14 protein-coding genes are annotated in these 17,158 nt (G+C 66.6%); 6 read left to right on the plus strand and 8 right to left on the minus strand.

Features of this window, described 5'->3' with window-relative positions; all coding sequences use genetic code 11:
- Nucleotides 1–50: 50 nt before the first annotated feature.
- From accB to WIX39_RS08840, 5 genes are read left to right on the plus strand one after another with little or no spacing between them, the layout of a single operon-like run.
- Nucleotides 51–518 (plus strand): acetyl-CoA carboxylase biotin carboxyl carrier protein, encoded by a 468-nt coding sequence (gene accB / locus WIX39_RS08820; protein WP_106935684.1) that lies wholly within the window; start codon nucleotides 51–53, stop codon nucleotides 516–518.
- Nucleotides 519–520: 2 nt separating this feature from the next.
- Nucleotides 521–1,870 (plus strand): acetyl-CoA carboxylase biotin carboxylase subunit, encoded by a 1,350-nt coding sequence (accC, locus tag WIX39_RS08825; protein ID WP_081270245.1) that lies wholly within the window; start codon nucleotides 521–523, stop codon nucleotides 1,868–1,870.
- Nucleotides 1,871–1,885: 15 nt separating this feature from the next.
- Complete coding sequence (gene prmA / locus WIX39_RS08830; RefSeq protein ID WP_409194911.1) at nucleotides 1,886–2,773, plus strand: 50S ribosomal protein L11 methyltransferase; 888 nt, start codon at nucleotides 1,886–1,888, stop codon at nucleotides 2,771–2,773.
- A 55-nt stretch (nucleotides 2,774–2,828) separates the two neighbouring features.
- Complete coding sequence (locus tag WIX39_RS08835; RefSeq protein ID WP_106935683.1) at nucleotides 2,829–4,211, plus strand: zinc-ribbon and DUF3426 domain-containing protein; 1,383 nt, start codon at nucleotides 2,829–2,831, stop codon at nucleotides 4,209–4,211.
- Nucleotides 4,212–4,268: 57 nt separating this feature from the next.
- Nucleotides 4,269–5,171, plus strand: a complete 903-nt coding sequence (locus tag WIX39_RS08840) for a carbohydrate kinase family protein (RefSeq protein WP_106935682.1) — start codon at nucleotides 4,269–4,271, stop codon at nucleotides 5,169–5,171.
- A gap of 69 nt (nucleotides 5,172–5,240) precedes the next feature.
- Here the strand turns inward: WIX39_RS08840 and WIX39_RS08845 are convergent, their stop codons facing one another.
- From WIX39_RS08845 to WIX39_RS08880, 8 genes are all read right to left on the minus strand, one after another.
- Entirely contained in the window at nucleotides 5,241–5,786 is a 546-nt protein-coding gene (locus WIX39_RS08845; protein ID WP_081270249.1) for a histone H1-like DNA-binding protein, read from the minus strand.
- A 196-nt stretch (nucleotides 5,787–5,982) separates the two neighbouring features.
- Nucleotides 5,983–7,161, minus strand: coding sequence for a ribonucleotide-diphosphate reductase subunit beta (locus WIX39_RS08850; protein ID WP_081270250.1), 1,179 nt, complete (start codon nucleotides 7,159–7,161; stop codon nucleotides 5,983–5,985).
- Nucleotides 7,162–7,364: 203 nt separating this feature from the next.
- Entirely contained in the window at nucleotides 7,365–10,280 is a 2,916-nt protein-coding gene (locus WIX39_RS08855) for a ribonucleoside-diphosphate reductase subunit alpha (protein ID WP_081270251.1), read from the minus strand.
- A 350-nt stretch (nucleotides 10,281–10,630) separates the two neighbouring features.
- Nucleotides 10,631–11,245 (minus strand): 1,6-anhydro-N-acetylmuramyl-L-alanine amidase AmpD, encoded by a 615-nt coding sequence (gene ampD / locus WIX39_RS08860; RefSeq protein ID WP_106935681.1) that lies wholly within the window; start codon nucleotides 11,243–11,245, stop codon nucleotides 10,631–10,633.
- Nucleotides 11,232–12,782, minus strand: coding sequence for a sigma-54-dependent transcriptional regulator (locus tag WIX39_RS08865; RefSeq protein WP_106935680.1), 1,551 nt, complete (start codon nucleotides 12,780–12,782; stop codon nucleotides 11,232–11,234). Before WIX39_RS08865 ends, ampD begins: the two co-directional genes overlap by 14 nt.
- 4 nt (nucleotides 12,783–12,786) lie before the next feature.
- Nucleotides 12,787–14,484 (minus strand): two-component system sensor histidine kinase NtrB, encoded by a 1,698-nt coding sequence (locus WIX39_RS08870; RefSeq protein ID WP_106935679.1) that lies wholly within the window; start codon nucleotides 14,482–14,484, stop codon nucleotides 12,787–12,789.
- A gap of 19 nt (nucleotides 14,485–14,503) precedes the next feature.
- Nucleotides 14,504–14,767 carry a PP0621 family protein gene (locus tag WIX39_RS08875; protein WP_081270254.1) on the minus strand — a complete coding sequence of 88 codons (264 nt, stop codon included), beginning with the start codon at nucleotides 14,765–14,767 and terminating at the stop codon, nucleotides 14,504–14,506.
- The gene (locus tag WIX39_RS08880) at nucleotides 14,764–15,579 is read right to left on the minus strand and encodes a cytochrome C assembly family protein (RefSeq protein ID WP_081270255.1); all 816 of its coding nucleotides are present in this window, start codon (nucleotides 15,577–15,579) and stop codon (nucleotides 14,764–14,766) included. Before WIX39_RS08880 ends, WIX39_RS08875 begins: the two co-directional genes overlap by 4 nt.
- A 183-nt stretch (nucleotides 15,580–15,762) precedes the next feature.
- On the opposite strand from WIX39_RS08880, the gene ffh reads away from it, so the two are divergent.
- Nucleotides 15,763–17,151 (plus strand): signal recognition particle protein, encoded by a 1,389-nt coding sequence (gene ffh / locus WIX39_RS08885; RefSeq protein WP_081270256.1) that lies wholly within the window; start codon nucleotides 15,763–15,765, stop codon nucleotides 17,149–17,151.
- Nucleotides 17,152–17,158 lie beyond the last annotated feature (7 nt).

Here is a 17,158-nt window from a genome sequence, read left to right on the forward strand (position 1 = left end):
TTTCGGACAAGTTATATCCCAAAGACCGGCAAAGCCGGCACTGGAGTCTCATGGATCTGCGCAAACTCAAGACACTGATCGATCTGGTGTCCGAATCGAATATTTCCGAACTGGAAATCACCGAGACCGAAGGCAAGGTTCGCATCGTCAAGGGCGGCGGCGCCGCCCCGGTGCAGTACGTGCAAACGCTGGCGGCGCCTGCCGCGGCAGCAGCCGCGCCGGCCGCGGGTGCAGCCCCGGCTCCCGCCGCGGCCGCAGCGCCGGCCGCCGAAGCGGCCCGTGCCGGCCACGCGGTGAAGTCTCCGATGGTCGGCACCTTCTACCGTTCGTCCAGCCCCGGCGCACCGGCTTTCGTCGAAGTCGGCAGCAAGGTGAACGAGGGTGATACGGTCTGCATCATCGAAGCGATGAAGATCCTCAACGAAATCGAGGCCGACAAGTCCGGCACGATCACCCAGATCCTCGGCGAAAACGGGCAGGCGGTCGAATACGGCCAGCCGCTGTTCATCATCGAGTGACCATGTTCAAGAAGATCCTGGTTGCAAACCGGGGGGAGATTGCCCTCCGGATCCAGCGCGCCTGCAGCGAACTCGGCATCAAGGCCGTGATGGTTTATTCCGAGGCCGACCGCGACGCCAAGTACATCAAGCTGGCCGAAGAAGCGGTGTGCATCGGCCCGGCCCCGTCGGCGCAGAGCTATCTCAACATGCCGGCGATCATTTCGGCCGCCGAAGTGACCGACGCCGAGGCCATCCACCCCGGCTACGGCTTCCTCAGCGAGAACGCCAACTTCGCCGAACGCGTGGAGCAGAGCGGTTTCCAGTTCATCGGCCCGACGCCCGACAACATCCGCACGATGGGTGACAAGGTCTCGGCCAAGCAGGCCATGATCAAGGCCGGCGTGCCTTGCGTGCCAGGCTCCGAAGGTGAGCTGTCGGACGACGCAGCCACCAACAAGCGCATCGCGCGTGCCATCGGCTATCCGGTCATCATCAAGGCGGCGGGCGGCGGCGGTGGCCGCGGCATGCGCGTGGTGCACACCGAGGCGGCACTGGTCAACGCGATCCAGATGACCAAGGCGGAAGCCGGCGCGGCCTTCAACAATCCGGCCGTGTACATGGAGAAGTTTCTCCAGAACCCGCGCCACATCGAGATCCAGATCCTCGCGGACAAGCACAAGAACGCCGTCTACCTGGGCGAGCGCGACTGCTCCATGCAGCGCCGCCACCAGAAGGTGATCGAGGAATCGCCCGCGCCGGGCATTCCGCGCAAGCTGATCGAGAAGATCGGCGAACGCTGCGCGGCCGCCTGCAAGAAGATCAACTACCGCGGTGCCGGCACCTTCGAGTTCCTGTACGAGAACGGCGAGTTCTATTTCATCGAAATGAACACGCGCGTGCAGGTGGAGCACCCGGTGACGGAGTTCACCACGGGCATCGACATCGTCAAGACGCAGATCATGGTCGCCGCCGGCGAGAAGCTGCCGTTCACGCAGCGCCAGATCCAGATGCACGGCCACGCCATCGAGTGCCGCATCAACGCCGAGGACGCCTGGAAGTTCACGCCGTCGCCGGGCCGCATCACCATGTGGCACCCGCCGGGCGGCCCTGGCGTGCGCGTCGATTCGCATGCGTACACCAACTACTTCGTGCCGCCGAACTACGACTCCATGATCGGCAAGATCATCGTGTACGGCGACACGCGCGAGCAGGCCATGGCCCGCATGCGCACGGCGCTCAACGAAACCGTGATCGAAGGCATCCAGACCAACATCCCGCTGCACCGCGAGCTGATGGTCGATTCCAAGTTCATGACCGGTGGCACCAACATCCACTACCTGGAAGAGTGGCTGGCTGCACACAAGCGCTGACCTGGAAAGACTGCGATGTTTGAACTCCGCCTGATGGCGCCGGAAGACCGGGTCGAAACGCTCAGCGATGCGCTCGATGCACTCGATGCACTGAGCGTGTCGGTGGAAGACGCCGACGCGCAGACCGACGCCGAGCAGGCGCTGTTCGGCGAACCCGGCATGCCGCCGCCCAAGGATGGCTGGCAGCGTTCGCGCGTGATCGCGCTGTTTCCCGACGAGGCGGGCGCGAAGGATGCGGCTTCCGTGCTGGCGCTGCAGGACTTCTTCGAAGGCTGCGAGGTGCTCGGCATCGGCGTCGTTCCCGAGCAGGACTGGGTGCGGCTCACGCAGTCGCAGTTCGCGCCGGTCGAGATCACGCCCGAGTTCTGGATCGTGCCCACCTGGCACGAGCCCCCCGAACAGGCCAGGGAAGTGATCCGGCTGGACCCGGGGCTCGCTTTCGGTACCGGTACGCATCCCACCACCCGCATGTGTCTGCGCTGGATCGCCACGCGGCAGGGCGGCCTGGGCGGCCAGCGCGTGCTCGACTACGGCTGCGGCTCCGGCATCCTGGCCATCGGTGCGGCGAAGTTCGGCGCGAGCGACATCGACGCCGTCGACATCGACGAAGCCGCGGTTTCGTCGACCCGGCTCAATGCCGAGGCCAACGGCGTCCAGCTGAAGGCCGGACTGCCCGATGCAGCCAAGGGCTCCTACGACACCGTGCTCGCGAACATCCTGGCCACGCCGCTCAAGGTGCTCGCGCCGCTGCTGCGCAGCCATGTGAAGGCCGGTGGATCGCTGGTGCTGGCCGGCATCCTCGAGCGCCAGGCGGACGAATTGAAAGAGGCCTACGCACCGTACGCCGCGCTCGAAGTCAGCGACACCGAGGATGGCTGGATCCTCATGACCGCGCGCTGCTGAACCGCCGCTTCGCGCCCCTCACGCGGCGAGGGCCCGACCCTACAATCGCCCCGTCATGAGCCTCGTCACGCGCTGCCCCGCCTGTACCACCACCTTCAAGGTTGTGCGCGACCAGCTTCGCATCTCCGACGGCTGGGTGCGCTGCGGACGCTGCAGCCATGTGTTCGACGCCACGCTCGACCTGCACGAAGCGCCCGATGGCGCATCGGCGGGTTCGTCGCCTGCGATGCAGGGTGGCTACATGCCTGGCTTGGTCGAATCGTCGAGCGAGCCGAAGACTGCGCCGTCACCGGTGCCGGTGCCGGTGCCTCCGCCGCCGGCCCCTGCGCCCGTCCAGCCGGCGGAAGACGCCGATTTCTTCGACGACGAGCCCGAGCACCAGTCGCGGCATGAGCGTTCCCCGCCGCCGGCCGTCATGCCTCCGCTGCCGTCGCCGCTCGACTTTTCCCTGGAGCTTCCCGAACACGGCATCGCCGCGGACGAGCCCTGGTCCGACCTCGACATCACCGAGCCCGCGTGGAAGCCGCCGCAGAGCACGCTGCCTCCGTTCCCCAGCATCGATCTCAACCTCGCGTCTGCGCCGCCGCCTCCACCTCCGCCGGCGCCGCCGCTGCCCGTGAAGCCGCAGGCCAGGATGCGCACGCTGGTCGAGCGCGCCAGCGACGACGGGGAGGGCGAGCGCGAGCAGGAAGAAAAAGACCACGACCAGGTACAGATGCAGAAGGCGCTGCGCCGCGCCCGCATCAAGTCGGCCAAGATCGCGAGCGCCAAGGCCCGCGAGGAGCGCGCGGCCGCGAAGGCTGCGAGCTCGGCTGCCGTGGTGCAGGCCGTGGAGACCGAGACCGAGACCGAGCCCGACTTCTCTTTGTCTTCCACCTTCGAGCCGCCGCCGGGGCATCCGCTGTCCGAAGAAGACGATCCGGCCGACGACGCATCGCCGGGCTTCTGGCAGCGCAGGGGCGTGCGTGCAGTGCTTGCGCTGCTGGCGGTGCTCGCCGTGCTGCTGCTCGTGGTGCAGGTCATCCGCCATGAGCGTGACGGCATCGCCGCGCGCCAACCCAATCTGCGTCCCGCGCTGGCGGCGTTGTGCCAATACACCGGCTGCGAGCTCGCGGCGCTGCGCCAGATCGGCGACATCGTGATCGAGGGCGCCGCCTTCGCGCGCGAGAAGAGCGGCAGCAACGACTACCGCCTGAGCTTCACCTTGCGCAACGGCGCGACGGTGCCGCTCGCGATGCCTGCCGTGGAGCTGTCGCTGCTCGATACGCAGGAACGTGCCGTGGTGCGCCGCGTGCTCATGCCGGCCGACTACGGTGCTCCTTCCGTGCTGGCTGCGCGGTCCGACAGGGCGGCTTCGCTGCCGCTGACGCTGTCGGCCTCGGAAGCAGCGGCCCTGCCGCCCATCGCGGGCTACCGCGTCGAGGCCTTCTATCCTTGAGCAGGGCGCTCGCACGCGTCCTCTGCTTTTTTCATTCCTTCAACCAACGGCTCACCCATGGCAGCAGTAATTTGCGGTTCCCTCGCGTTCGACACGATCATGACTTTCGAGGGGCGGTTCGCCGACCAGATTCTTCCCGACCAGTTGCACATCCTGAATGTGTCGTTCCTGGTGCCGACCCTGCGGCGCGACTTCGGCGGCTGCGCCGGCAACATCGCCTACAGCCTCAATGCGCTCGGCGGCACGGCCCTGCCGATGGCCACGTTGGGCAGCGACGGTGCTACGTACCTCGAGCGCATGCGCTCGCTGGGCATCAGCACGGAGTTCGTGCGCCAGCTCGACGACACCTTCACCGCTCAGGCGATGATCATGAGCGACATCGACAACAACCAGATCACCGCTTTCCACCCCGGCGCGATGCAGCAGGCGCATGTCACCAAGGTGGCGGCGCGCGAGGACATCAAGCTCGGCATCATCGCGCCGGACGGCCGTGACGCCATGCTGCAGCACGCGGAGCAGTTTGCCGCCGCCGGCATTCCGTTCGTCTTCGATCCGGGCCAGGGCCTGCCGATGTTCGACGGCGAGGCGCTGCGCCACTTCGTCGAGCTTGCGAGCTGGGTGGTGGTGAACGACTACGAAGGCAAGATGCTGTCGCAACGCACCGGCTGGAGCCTGGCCGAGATCTCGCAGCGCGTGCGCGGCCTCGTGGTCACGCTGGCGGCCGACGGCTGCGAAGTGTGGACCGACGGTGTGCGCGAACACGTGCCCGGCGTGGTGCCGACGGAGGTGGTCGAGCCCACCGGCTGCGGCGATGCATGGCGCGGTGCGCTGCTGTTCGGCCTGGAAAAGGAATGGCCGCTGGCGCAGTGCGCGGCCCTTGGCAATCGCATCGGCGCGCTCAAGATCGCGCAGCGCGGCCCGCAGAACTACCAGGTCGATCGCAAGGCCCTGGGCCTCTGATTCGCCCAATAAAAAAGCCCGACACCGTGAGGTGTCGGGCTTTTGCGCCTTCAGGGCCGCTGAAAAGACTCAGGGCTTGCTGGCCGTGGGAAACGGCCATGCAGCTTGAGGATTCAGCGTCGTCTGTGCAGCAGGAGCAGCAGCGGGTGCTACGGCAGCCTTGGCGGGCGCTGCTGCCTTGGCAGCCTTCTTCGCAGCAGGCTTCTTGGCAGCAGCGGCAGGCTTGGCAGCGGGCTTTTTCGCGGCTTTCTTGGCCGCGGCCTTTTTCGCAGGCGCCTTCTTGGCAGCAGCCTTCTTCGCAGGCGCCTTCTTGGCGGCGGCCTTCTTGGCAGGCGCCTTCTTCGCAGCAGCCTTCTTGGCCGGGGCCTTCTTCGCTACGGCCTTCTTGGCAGGCGCCTTCTTGGCGGCGGCCTTCTTGGCAGGTGCTGCCTTCTTGGCCGCTACCTTCTTCGCCGGCGCCTTCTTGGCGGCTACCTTCTTGGCAGCGACCTTCTTGGCCGGTGCCTTCTTGGCGGCTACCTTCTTTGCCGGAGCCTTCTTTGCAGCCACGACCTTCTTTGCCGGAGCCTTCTTTGCAGCGGCTTTCTTAGCCGGCGCTTTCTTTGCAGTTGCCATTTCTATTTCTCCTTGATCAAGTTGAAAAAATCAACCTATTGAAGCACTCCACGCACGTTGGGTAGCGTGAAGCGATTCATGGCGTTGGAATCTGAGCCCCAGCACCATGAACACCTGAGCCCTCGTCCATGCCGCGCTCTATGGCGCGATCGGTGGCAAGGGCAATTCTTGAATTCATTAATTCTTGTCGAAAGATTCAATCCCAGGAGAGCGCACCACCCGACTGGTACTCGATCACGCGGGTTTCGAAAAAGTTGCGCTCTTTCTTCAGGTCAATCATTTCGCTCATCCAGGGGAACGGGTTTTCCTCGTTCGGGAAGAGCGTTTCGAGGCCGATCTGCTGTGCACGCCGATTGGCGATGTAGCGCAGGTAGCCCTTGAACATGGAGGCATTCATGCCGAGCACGCCGCGAGGCATGGTGTCTTCGGCGTATTTGTATTCGAGCTCGACGGCCTTCATGAAGAGGGCCTTGATCTCCGCCTTGAACTCGGGGGTCCAGAGGCCGGGGTTCTCGAGCTTGAGCTGGTTGATCAGGTCGATGCCGAAGTTGCAGTGCATCGACTCGTCGCGCAGGATGTACTGGTACTGCTCGGCGGCGCCGGTCATCTTGTTCTGGCGGCCCAGCGCGAGGATCTGCGTGAAGCCGACGTAGAAGAACAGCCCTTCCATGAGGCAGGCGAACACGATGAGCGACTTGAGCAGCGTCTGGTCGGTCTCGTGGGTGCCGGTCTTGAAGTTGGGGTCGCTGATGGCGTCGATGAACGGGATCAGGAACTGGTCCTTCTCACGGATCGACGGCACTTCGTTGTAGGCGTTGAAGATCTCGCTCTCGTCCAGGCCGAGCGACTCGACGATGTACTGGTACGCGTGCGTGTGGATCGCTTCCTCGAAGGCCTGGCGCAGCAGGAACTGGCGGCATTCGGGGGCCGTGATGTGGCGATAGGTGCCCAGCACGATGTTGTTGGCGGCCAGCGAGTCGGCGGTCACGAAGAAGCCGAGGTTGCGCTTGACGATGCGGCGCTCGTCTTCGGTCAGGCCGTTCGGGTCTTTCCAGAGCGCGATGTCGCGCGTCATGTTCACTTCCTGCGGCATCCAGTGGTTGGCGCAGGTGGCGAGGTACTTTTCCCACGCCCACTTGTACTTGAAGGGCACAAGCTGGTTGACGTCGGTCTGACCGTTGATGATGCGCTTGTCGGAGGCCTTGACGCGCTGGGTGGCCGCGGGCGTTGCTGCTGCGGGCTGTGCAATCGACGAAGTCGGAGCATCCACCGAACGGCCCGCGGAAAAACCGCCGGTCGATGCGTGGTGCTGCTGCAATCCTTGTTGCATATCCTTTGGTAAGGAGGGCTTGACTTCTTCGTCCCAGGTCAACATAGAAAAATCCAATGCTCAAATTATCGGAGTAACGATGTGAGTTGCAAAGTGCTCGTTCACATCGCACGCCATTTATGTGGTTGTTATGTTGCTCGCATGCATCGTGCGATGTCAGTCAATGGCTTCATCGAGTGACCGTCGCACGACTTTCGCATGCGCCTCGCTGATTCAACGAAGCGCCGATCGGCGCTTCGATTCACTCATCACTGGCAGGCTTCGCAGGTCGGATCGTCCACGCCGCAGAACGCGATGTCGGTGGCGGGAATCGCGTTCATCTGCGCCTTCGCCGCTGCTGCAGCGGCTTCGAGCGCGCTCATGCCCGAAGGTGCATCGCTGCCCGACGACACCGCGTTGAGCCGGCCCGACTGCACCGTCGACTTTTCGGCGTGCGTCGCGCTCTGCGTGCGCAGGTAGTAGGTTGTCTTCAGGCCGCGCAGCCATGCGAGCTTGTACGTGTCGTCGAGCTTCTTGCCCGATGCGCCGGCCATGTAGATGTTCAGCGACTGCGCCTGGTCGATCCACTTCTGGCGACGCGCGGCGGCTTCCACCAGCCACGTGGTTTCCACTTCGAACGCGGTGGCGTAGAGCGCCTTCACGTCCTGCGGCACGCGGTCGATCGGACGCAGCGAGCCGTCGAAGTGCTTCAGGTCCATGACCATCACGTCGTCCCACAGGCCCAGGCGCTTCAGGTCGCGCACCAGGTAGTGGTTGATCACGGTGAATTCACCCGAGAGGTTCGACTTGACCGACAGGTTGCCGAAGCAGGGTTCGATCGATGCGTCCACGCCGATGATGTTCGAGATGGTCGCGGTCGGAGCGATGGCCACGCAGTTCGAATTGCGCATGCCGTCGGCCTTGATCTTCTGGCGCAGCGCGTCCCAGTCGAGGGTGGCCGAGCGGTCGACCTCGACGTAGCCGCCGCGTGCCTTTTCCAGCAGGTCGAGCGAGTCGATCGGCAGGATGCCCTTGTCCCACAGCGAGCCCTTGTAGCTCGAGTACTTGCCGCGTTCGCGGGCCAACTCGGTCGATGCCCAGTAGGCGTGGTAGCAGATGGCTTCCATCGACTCGTCGGCGAACTGCACGGCTTCTTGCGAGGCGTAGGGAATGCGCAGTTCGTACAGCGCGTCCTGGAAGCCCATCAGGCCCAGGCCGACCGGACGGTGGCGCAGGTTCGAGTCGCGCGCCTTCTTCACGGCGTAGTAGTTGATGTCGATCACGTTGTCGAGCATGCGCATCGCCGTGGAGATCGTCTTCTTGAGCTTTTCCTGGTCGACCTTGCCGTCCTTCAGATGCTGCAGCAGGTTCACCGAGCCGAGGTTGCACACGGCGGTTTCGGTGTCGCTGGTGTTCAGCGTGATCTCGGTGCACAGGTTCGACGAGTGAACCACGCCGGCGTGCTGCTGCGGCGAGCGCACGTTGCAGGCGTCCTTGAACGTGATCCAGGGGTGGCCGGTCTCGAACAGCATCGTGAGCATCTTGCGCCACAGGTCGGTCGCCTGGATGGTGCGCGCGGGCTTGATGTCGCCGCGGGCAGCCTTCTCTTCGTAGGCGACGTAGGCCTTCTCGAATTCGGCGCCGAACAGGTCGTGCAGGTCGGGCACGTTGGAGGGCGAGAACAGCGTCCAGGTGCCCTTTTCCATCACGCGGCGCATGAACAGGTCGGGGATCCAGTTGGCGGTGTTCATGTCGTGCGTGCGGCGGCGGTCGTCGCCGGTGTTCTTGCGCAGCTCCAGGAACTCCTCGATGTCGAGGTGCCAGGTTTCCAGGTAGGTGCAGACGGCGCCCTTGCGCTTGCCGCCCTGGTTCACGGCCACGGCCGTGTCGTTCACCACCTTCAGGAACGGCACCACGCCCTGCGATTCGCCGTTGGTGCCCTTGATGTGACTGCCGAGTGCGCGAACGCGGGTCCAGTCGTTGCCCAGGCCGCCGGCGAACTTCGACAGCAGCGCGTTTTCCTTGATCGACTCGTAGATGCCGTCCAGGTCGTCGGGCACGGTGGTCAGGTAGCAGCTCGACAGCTGCGAGCGCAGCGTGCCGGCGTTGAACAGCGTGGGCGTGCTCGACATGAAGTCGAACGACGACAGCACTTCATAGAACTCGATGGCGCGGGCTTCGCGGTCGATTTCGTTCAGCGACAGGCCCATGGCCACGCGCATGAAGAAGGCCTGCGGCAGCTCGATGCGGGTCTTGCGCACGTGCAGGAAGTAGCGGTCGTACAGGGTCTGCAGGCCGAGGTAGTCGAACTGGTTGTCGCGTTCGGCCTTCAGGGCGGCGCCCAGGCGGGGCAGGTCGTACTGCAGCAGCTTTTCGTCGAGCAGGTCGTTGTCCACGCCCTTCTTGATGAACTGCGGGAAGTAGTCGGCATAGGCGGTGGCGCGCTCGGCGGGCATCACTTCGCGGCCGATGATTTCCTTGAAGATCGTGTGCAGCAGCAGGCGCGCGGTGGCGAAGGTGTAGTCGGGGTCCTTCTCGATCAGCGTGCGGGCGGCCAGGATCGAGGCCTTGTAGACCTCGTCGAGCGGCACGCCGTCGTACAGGTTGCGCATCGTCTCGGCGACGATTGGCGCGGCGGTGATGCTCTCGCCCAGGTTCTCGCAGGCGGATTCGATCAGGCCCTTGAGCTCGTTGATGTCGAGCGCGACCAGCTCGCCGTTGTCCAGCACGTGCAGCGCGGGCGTGGCCGGCGCTTGTTGTTCGCCCTGCTTCGAACGCTCCTGCGTGCGGCGCTCGCGGTACAGCACGTAGGCGCGCGCGATTTCATGATGGCCGCCGCGCATCAGGCCGAGTTCGACCTGGTCCTGCACGTCTTCGATGTGGAAGGTGCCGCCGCCCGGACGCGAGCGCACCAGCGCGCGGATCACGCCTTGCGTGAGCACGTCGACCGTCTCGCGAACGCTGGCCGAAGCCGCGCCCTGCGTGCCGTGCACGGCGAGGAAGGCCTTCATCATCGCGATGGCGATCTTGTTCGGCTCGAAGGGCACCACGGCGCCGTTGCGGCGGATGATCTGGTAGTGGGCCAGGTTCTGGACGTTGGGGGAGCCGGCAGTGTCTCGCTGCTGCTGCGGTGGCGTCGAGGGAACGGCACGCGGGGTCGATTGGGGGGTCAGGGCAGTTTGCATTCGCTTCCTCTCGGTTGGCAATTCTTGTTGGATGGCGACGCCTGGGCCGGGCGTCGCGCCGGTGTTGATGACCGGACGTTGGACACTATATCTAGGGTGCGAGGGGTGTACAACCCACTAGATGTAGCGTTTTCGTCTCGATACAAGCCTTGCCGGCATCTCTTTCGGCGTAGGACAACAGCAGAGATGCCGCGTGAATACTGGGCTATGGTCGCGCAAGCCGCATGGGGCTTGGCTTGCGAGCCGATTTGGGCCTGCAAGGCGCATGGTTGCTTGATCGAGCGACAGACATTTTCGCATTGCCGCGACGCACGATCCGCGCATCGCGAGCCGCCGCGCGATTGAAAAAATTAGCGCTGCACCACCTGTGCAGGAAACATTTGTGGACTCCAGCCCAATTGCTCGCGCAGCAGGCGCCAGTCGAAACCGGCGCCGGGGTCTTGCTTGCGGCCCGGCGCGATGTGCTCGTGGCCGGCGATGTGGGCGATGGGATAGTGCTGCGCGATCGCGGCGCACAGGCTCGCGAGCGTCTCGTATTGCGGCGCGTCGAACAACTGGCCCTCGAGGCCTTCGAGCTCGATGCCGACCGAGTCGTCGTTGCAGTTGCCGCGGCCGCGCCACGACGACACGCCGGCATGCCAGGCGCGGTCGTCGCAGCTCACGAACTGCCAGAGCTCGCCGTTGCGGCGCACGTAGAAATGCGAGGACACCTCGAGCCCGCGGATCGACTGGAAGTAGGGGTGCGCGTCCCAGTCGAGCCGGTTGGTGAAGAGCCGCTGCACAGCGTCGCCGCCGTACTCGCCGGGCGGCAGGCTGATCGAATGGATCACGACGAGGTCGGTATTCGCGCCCGCGGGGCGGGGGCCGAAGTTCGGAGAGGGCAGCGCCTTCGCGAAGCGGTACCAGCCGGCCTGCCAGAGCGCACCGTCGTCGTTGCCGCCTGCGGTGCCTTCAGTCGTCGGCATGGCTGCTCGCGCCATCGTCGCCGTTGGGCGTGGTGATGCCCAGGCGCGCGATGCGGTAGCGGATCTGGCGCAGGCTCATGCCGAGCCGCGCGGCGGCGGCGGTGCGGTTGAAGCCGCTGTCGTGCAGCGCGCGCACGAGAATCTCGCGCTCCTGCTGGTCGAGGTAGGCCTGCAGGTCGGACGGCAGCGGCGGCGGCGCGGGCTTGGGCGGCGCAACCGGCGCGGGAGCCGGCATGAGCATGGCGGGCGTCGTGATCTCCGGCATCAGCGGCGCCGGCGCGGACGCGGCGGCTTCGGCGGAGGCGGTGAAGCCGCCCATCAGGTCGAGGTGCAGCTCGTCGCCGTCGTTCAGCGCGACCGCGCGGTGCAGCAGGTTCTCGAGTTCGCGCACGTTGCCGTCGAGCGGGTGCATGCCGAGCCGGCGCAGCAGGTCGTCCGACAGGTGCGGCACCGGCATTCCGGCCTCGTGCGCAATGCGCGACAGCAGTGCGGCGCACAGCGCGGGCAGGTCTTCGCGGCGGTCACGCAGCGCGGGCACCGCGATCTCGATCACGTTGAGCCGGTAGAACAGGTCTTGCCGGAAGCGGCCGGCCTGCACCTCTGAATGAAGGTCCTTGTGGGTGGCGCTGACGATGCGCACGTCGACCGCGTCTTCCTGCGTGGAGCCGATCGAACGCACGCTGCGCTCCTGGATCGCGCGCAGCAGCTTCGACTGCATGGCCAGCGGCAGGTCGCCGATTTCGTCGAGGAACAGCGTGCCGCCTCGCGCTGCCTGGAAGTAGCCGTCGCGGTCTTGCGCCGAGCCGGTGTAGGAGCCCTTGCGGGCGCCGAAGAATTCGGCCTCGAGCAGGTTCTCGGGAATCGCGCCGCAGTTGACGGCCACGAACGGGCCGTCGCTGCGCTGGCTGCAGGCGTGCACCGCGCGCGCCACCAGTTCCTTGCCGGTGCCGGACTCGCCGCGCACCAGCACCGGCGCCATGCCGCGCGCCACCTTTGCGATGCGCGACTTGACGAGGCGCATGGGCTCCGAATCGCCGACGAGGCGCTCGAGCGCGGCGGCGCCGCTGTCCGACATGGCCACCGGCGCATCGTTGTTGTTGCCCGCCGCCGCGGCAGGCGCCGACCTGGCCGGCTGCTGCGCGGCATTGCGCGCCTGCACGGCGGAAGCGACCACGGCGCGGAACTGCTTGAGATCGACGGGCTTCGTGAGGTAGTCGAAGGCGCCTGCCTTCAGCGCCTCGACCGCATTCTCGGCCGAGCCGTAGGCCGTCATCACCACGCAGCGCTCGCTGCGCTGCTCCTTCTGTATGCGGTGGATGATTTCCATGCCCTGTCCGTCGGGCAGCCGCATGTCGGTGATGACCGCGTCGAAGCGGCCCGCCTCCAGGTGCTGCCATGCCTCGGACACGCTGCCCGCGGCCTCGACGCGATAGCCCTCGCGCAGCAGCGTCAGCTCGTAAAGCGTGCGCAGGTCGGGTTCGTCGTCGATGACCAGGATCTGCGCCGGCCGCTGAGTGGAAGGGGTGGGAATGCTCACGGCGCTATTGTGTCAGCCGGTTTTCGCTGGCGGCGAAGCTCACGAAGAATTCGTTGCCCTCCGGGCCGCCCTGGACCATCGCGCGCCGCTCGTAGCCGATGGTGGCGCCGTGGCGCCGGCACAGCTCGCGGCACAGGAACAGGCCGAGTCCGCTGGAGCGGCTTTCCGACGAGAAAAACGGCTCGAACAGGTGCCGCTGCACCGCGGGCTCCAGCGGCGCGCCGTCGCTCCACACCATCAGGGCGGGGCGGCCCGAGGTGCCGCGCTGAAGGCTGGTCAGCACCTGGATCGAGCCTTCGCGCTTGCCGGCGTAGCGCGATGCGTTGTCGAGCAGGTTCACCAGCAGCCGGCGCAGGTGCTCGGCGTCGAAACGCACGTCGCTGCCAGCCGCATCGAGCGACACCTGCACGCCCTTGCGCTGCGTCTGGCGGATCCATTCCTCGGCCAGCACCTGCACCGCGGGGTCGAGCACGACCTGCTCGCCCAGCGACAGCACGCGCTGCTGGCGCGCCCGGGAAACGTCGAGCACGTCGTCCACGATGCGCGCGAGCCGCTGCGCGTTGTGCTGCACCATGCTCGTGAGCTTGCGGTGCGCGGGGTCGGTCAGGTCTTCGTTGAGCAGCGCGCTGGCCTGCGTGATGGCGGCCAGCGGATTGCGGATTTCATGGGCGACCGCGGCGGACATGCGGCCCATCGCCGCCAGCTTCTCGGTGCGGATGCGGGCCTCGAGTTCACGTAAGTCCTGCAGGAACATCACGCACAGGCTGTCGAGCCGCTTGTCGTCGGCGGGTGTGAGCCGGGTGCGCACGCGCACCTCGCGGGCCGCGCCGCGCGCCTGCGCCACCGGAATTTCTTCCGACTGGGGCGCCCGGCGCGCGAAGGTCTGGCGCGCCAGCGCGGCCAGCGCATGCCAGGCGGGCTGTGCGTGCAGGGGGAAAGGCAGCGTCAGCTTCGCCAGCCCCTGCCCGAGGATCGCGTCGGCCGCCGGGTTGGCCGCGTGCACCAGCCCTTCGGCGTCGATCACCAGCACGCCTTCGCTCAGCGTCTCGATCACCAGGTCGTTGACCTGCGCCTGCATCTGCGCGCTGCTGCGGTTGCGCTGCGCCACCGCCTCTTCGCGCGCGAGCCGGCGTGCCAGTTCGTGCGCCAGCAGGGCCACCACGAAAAGCCCGGTGCCGGTGAGCGCCGCCTGCACGAAGCGGCCCGACGAGTCGACGGGCTGCTGCAGCCAGTGCCAGCCCGCGTCGGCCAGCAGCAGCAGCGTGACGGTGGACGTGGTGCCCAGGCCCACCACCACCGTGCCGAGCACCGCGCTCATGAGCACCGGCAGCGCGAACAGCGGCGTGTAGTTGACGTTGCCGCCCTGCATCACCTGCAGCGTGGTGAAGGCGGCCAGGTCGACGCCGACGGTGAGCAGCCACGGCGCGGTGAAGCCCCGGATCGGCGGCTGCAGGCGCGTGTAGCGCATGGTCAGCCAGGCAGTGACCAGGTAGACGGCGGAAATCCCGATGGCCAGCGGCTGCATCGTCTGCCCGAGCGCAAAGGCCACGCCCTGAAGCAGCACCAGCACCAGCGCGACGAAGCAACGCGCGGCCATGAAGCCGCGCCACAGCCGGATGAGGGCGGTGCTTTCGCTGCCGCCGAGCTCGAGCACGTCCCAGTCGGTGACAGGCTCGCCGCGCGACCAGAGGGGAGAACTCATTGGCGAAGGCGCCGCGTGGTCAGCGGCTCACGGTGGCGGCGTCGCGGTGCGCGGTGCTGCAGTAGACAGCGCCGCCCGGCCCGGCGATGGCGTCGGTCGCGGGCAGGTGCAGTCCGCAATGGGCGCAGCGCACCATGGCCTGGGGCGGTCCGACCGGGGTGGGCGGGCGCTGCTGCGCCTTGGCCGCGCGCTCGCGCATCGCGTCGCGCATTTCTTCGCGCCGGTTCTTGCGCCAAAGCCAGATCGCGACCCAGAGCACCGCGAGGACGAGGAGGTATTTCATACAGGAGGACGAGCGAGCACCACTTCGAGCACGAAGCGCGAGCCCACGTAGGCCAGCAGCAGCAGGGCGGAGCCGGCATACAGCACGCGGCGCGCGGTGCGGCCGCGCCAGCCGAAGCGGACCCGGCCGATCAGCAGGACGGCGAAGGTGAGCCAGGCGAGCACCGAGAAGGTGGTCTTGTGGTCCCACTTCCAGAAGCGGCCGGCGGTGCCGTAGAGCTGCTCGCTGAACAGCAGGCCGGCCAGCAGCGTGGCCGAGAGCAGCACGAAGCCGGCGGTGACGAAACGGAAGGTGAGGCGTTCGAGCGTGAGCAGCGGCACGCCACCCTGATGGGGTTCGGCGGTGGCCAGGCGGATCTGCTTTTCGGCGCGGGTGATCAGCCAGGCATGCACGACCGCGGCGCCGAACAGGCCGTACGAGGCGATGCCCAGCGCCAGGTGCAGCGGCAGCCATGGCGAGGCCGAGACGTGCAGCGGCGTGCCCGCGAACAGTATGGCCAGCAGCACCGCGGCCGCGCCCAGCCAGGCAAGCGCGCGCCGCACCTTGAGCTGGGGATACATGCGGCTTTCGATCGCATAGACGGTGAGCACCAGCCACGCCGTGACCGACAGCGCGGGCGCGAAACCGAAGCGCGGCTCGCTGCCCATGAGGCCGTGAGCCAGTGCCAGGGCGTGTAAAAGCCACGCAATGCCGAGGGCCCATTGGGTCGCCTGGCGGCTCATCCGGGCCCCGGCGGCGGCGACAAATCCGTAGGCCACGGCGGTGGCGATGCCCAGCGCCACGCCGAGTGGAGAGGGGATCGCTAAAATCATCGGTGAAGTGTAATGGCTCGCCCCCAGGCTTCGCGTTGCTGCGCCTCCCCCTACCGGGGGCAACACCAGCGGCCCGGCGAAGCCGGTTCTGCGGTGTTTCGCGAATGGGCAGCGCCCGCGACCGGCTTCAGATTCCCCGACTTTTCATCGGTTCGCGCTAGCGGACAACAAGGTATTTCTTTCATGGCCACCGCCCTCACAGAAAAGTTCTCCCGCCTCGTCAAGACGATGAGCGGCCAGGCGCGCATCACCGAAAGCAACGTGCAGGACATGCTGCGCGAAGTGCGCATGGCGCTGCTGGAAGCCGACGTGGCGCTGCCCGTGGTGCGCGACTTCGTCGCCCGCGTGAAGGAAAAGGCGCTCGGCCAGGAAGTGCTGGGTTCGCTCAAGCCGGGCCAGGCGCTGGTCGGCATCGTCAACCGCGAGCTTGCCGCCACCATGGGCGAGGGCGTGTCCGACATCAACCTCGCGGCCCAGCCGCCGGCGGTGATCCTCATGGCCGGCCTGCAGGGCGCCGGCAAGACGACCACCACCGCCAAGCTGGCCAAGCACCTGATCGAGAAGCGCAAGAAGAAGGTGCTCACCGTGTCGGGCGACGTGTATCGCCCCGCCGCCATCGAGCAGCTCAAGACCGTGACCAAGCAGGCCGGCGCCGAGTGGTTCCCGAGCACGCCCGACCAGAAGCCGCTGGACATCGCGCGCGCCGCGCTCGACCACGCCAAGCGCCACTATTTCGACGTGCTGCTGGTCGACACGGCCGGCCGCCTGGCCATCGACGAAGTGCTGATGGCCGAAATCAAGCAGCTGCACGCGGCGCTCGACCCGGTCGAAACCCTGTTCGTGGTCGACGCCATGCAGGGCCAGGACGCGATCAACACCGCCAAGGCCTTCAAGGAGGCGCTGCCGCTCACCGGCATCATCCTGACCAAGACCGACGGCGATTCGCGCGGCGGTGCGGCGCTGTCGGTGCGCCAGGTCACGGGCGTGCCGATCAAGTTCGCCGGCGTGAGCGAGAAGATCGACGGCCTGGAAGTGTTCGACGCCGAGCGCCACGCGGGCCGCATCCTGGGCATGGGCGACATCGTCGCGCTGGTCGAGCAGGTCACGGCCGGCGTGGACGTGGCGGCGGCGCAGAAGCTCGCGGCCAAGGTCAAGAGCGGCGCGGGCTTCGACCTGAACGACTTCCTCGGCCAGCTGCAGCAGATGAAGCAGATGGGCGGCCTCTCCAGCCTGATGGACAAGCTGCCCGCGCAGATGGCCGCCAAGGCCACCGAAGCCGACATGACCCGCGCCGAGCGCGACATCCGCCGCAAGGAAGGCATCATCAACAGCATGACGCCGCTGGAGCGCCGCAAGCCCGAGCTGCTGAAGGCCACACGCAAGCGCCGCATCGCCGCCGGTGCCGGCGTGCAGGTCCAGGAAGTGAACCGCCTGCTCAACGAGTTCGAGCAGATGCAGGGAATGATGAAGAAGATGAAGGGCGGCGGCCTCATGAAGATGATGAAGCGCATGGGCGGCATGAAGGGCATGGGCGGGATGGGTGGTCCCGGCGGGCCGAAGCTGCCGTTCTGAGCGGCGC

It is taken from the genome of Variovorax sp. AB1(2024) (assembly GCF_037482385.2).
In the GTDB taxonomy this organism is placed as follows: Bacteria; Pseudomonadota; Gammaproteobacteria; order Burkholderiales; family Burkholderiaceae_C; genus Variovorax.

Excerpts from the sequence above, each read along its gene's own strand:
- accB (WP_106935684.1), top strand. The coding sequence starts at position 51 with ATGGATCTGCGCAAACTCAAGACACTGATCGATCTGGTGTCCGAATCG.
- accC (WP_081270245.1), top strand. The coding sequence starts at position 521 with ATGTTCAAGAAGATCCTGGTTGCAAACCGGGGGGAGATTGCCCTCCGG.
- prmA (WP_409194911.1), top strand. The coding sequence starts at position 1,886 with ATGTTTGAACTCCGCCTGATGGCGCCGGAAGACCGGGTCGAAACGCTC.
- WIX39_RS08835 (WP_106935683.1), top strand. The coding sequence starts at position 2,829 with ATGAGCCTCGTCACGCGCTGCCCCGCCTGTACCACCACCTTCAAGGTT.
- WIX39_RS08840 (WP_106935682.1), top strand. The coding sequence starts at position 4,269 with ATGGCAGCAGTAATTTGCGGTTCCCTCGCGTTCGACACGATCATGACT.
- WIX39_RS08845 (WP_081270249.1), bottom strand. The coding sequence starts at position 5,786 with ATGGCAACTGCAAAGAAAGCGCCGGCTAAGAAAGCCGCTGCAAAGAAG.
- WIX39_RS08850 (WP_081270250.1), bottom strand. The coding sequence starts at position 7,161 with ATGTTGACCTGGGACGAAGAAGTCAAGCCCTCCTTACCAAAGGATATG.
- WIX39_RS08855 (WP_081270251.1), bottom strand. The coding sequence starts at position 10,280 with ATGCAAACTGCCCTGACCCCCCAATCGACCCCGCGTGCCGTTCCCTCG.
- ampD (WP_106935681.1), bottom strand. The coding sequence starts at position 11,245 with ATGCCGACGACTGAAGGCACCGCAGGCGGCAACGACGACGGTGCGCTC.
- WIX39_RS08870 (WP_106935679.1), bottom strand. The coding sequence starts at position 14,484 with ATGAGTTCTCCCCTCTGGTCGCGCGGCGAGCCTGTCACCGACTGGGAC.
- WIX39_RS08875 (WP_081270254.1), bottom strand. The coding sequence starts at position 14,767 with ATGAAATACCTCCTCGTCCTCGCGGTGCTCTGGGTCGCGATCTGGCTT.
- WIX39_RS08880 (WP_081270255.1), bottom strand. The coding sequence starts at position 15,579 with ATGATTTTAGCGATCCCCTCTCCACTCGGCGTGGCGCTGGGCATCGCC.
- ffh (WP_081270256.1), top strand. The coding sequence starts at position 15,763 with ATGGCCACCGCCCTCACAGAAAAGTTCTCCCGCCTCGTCAAGACGATG.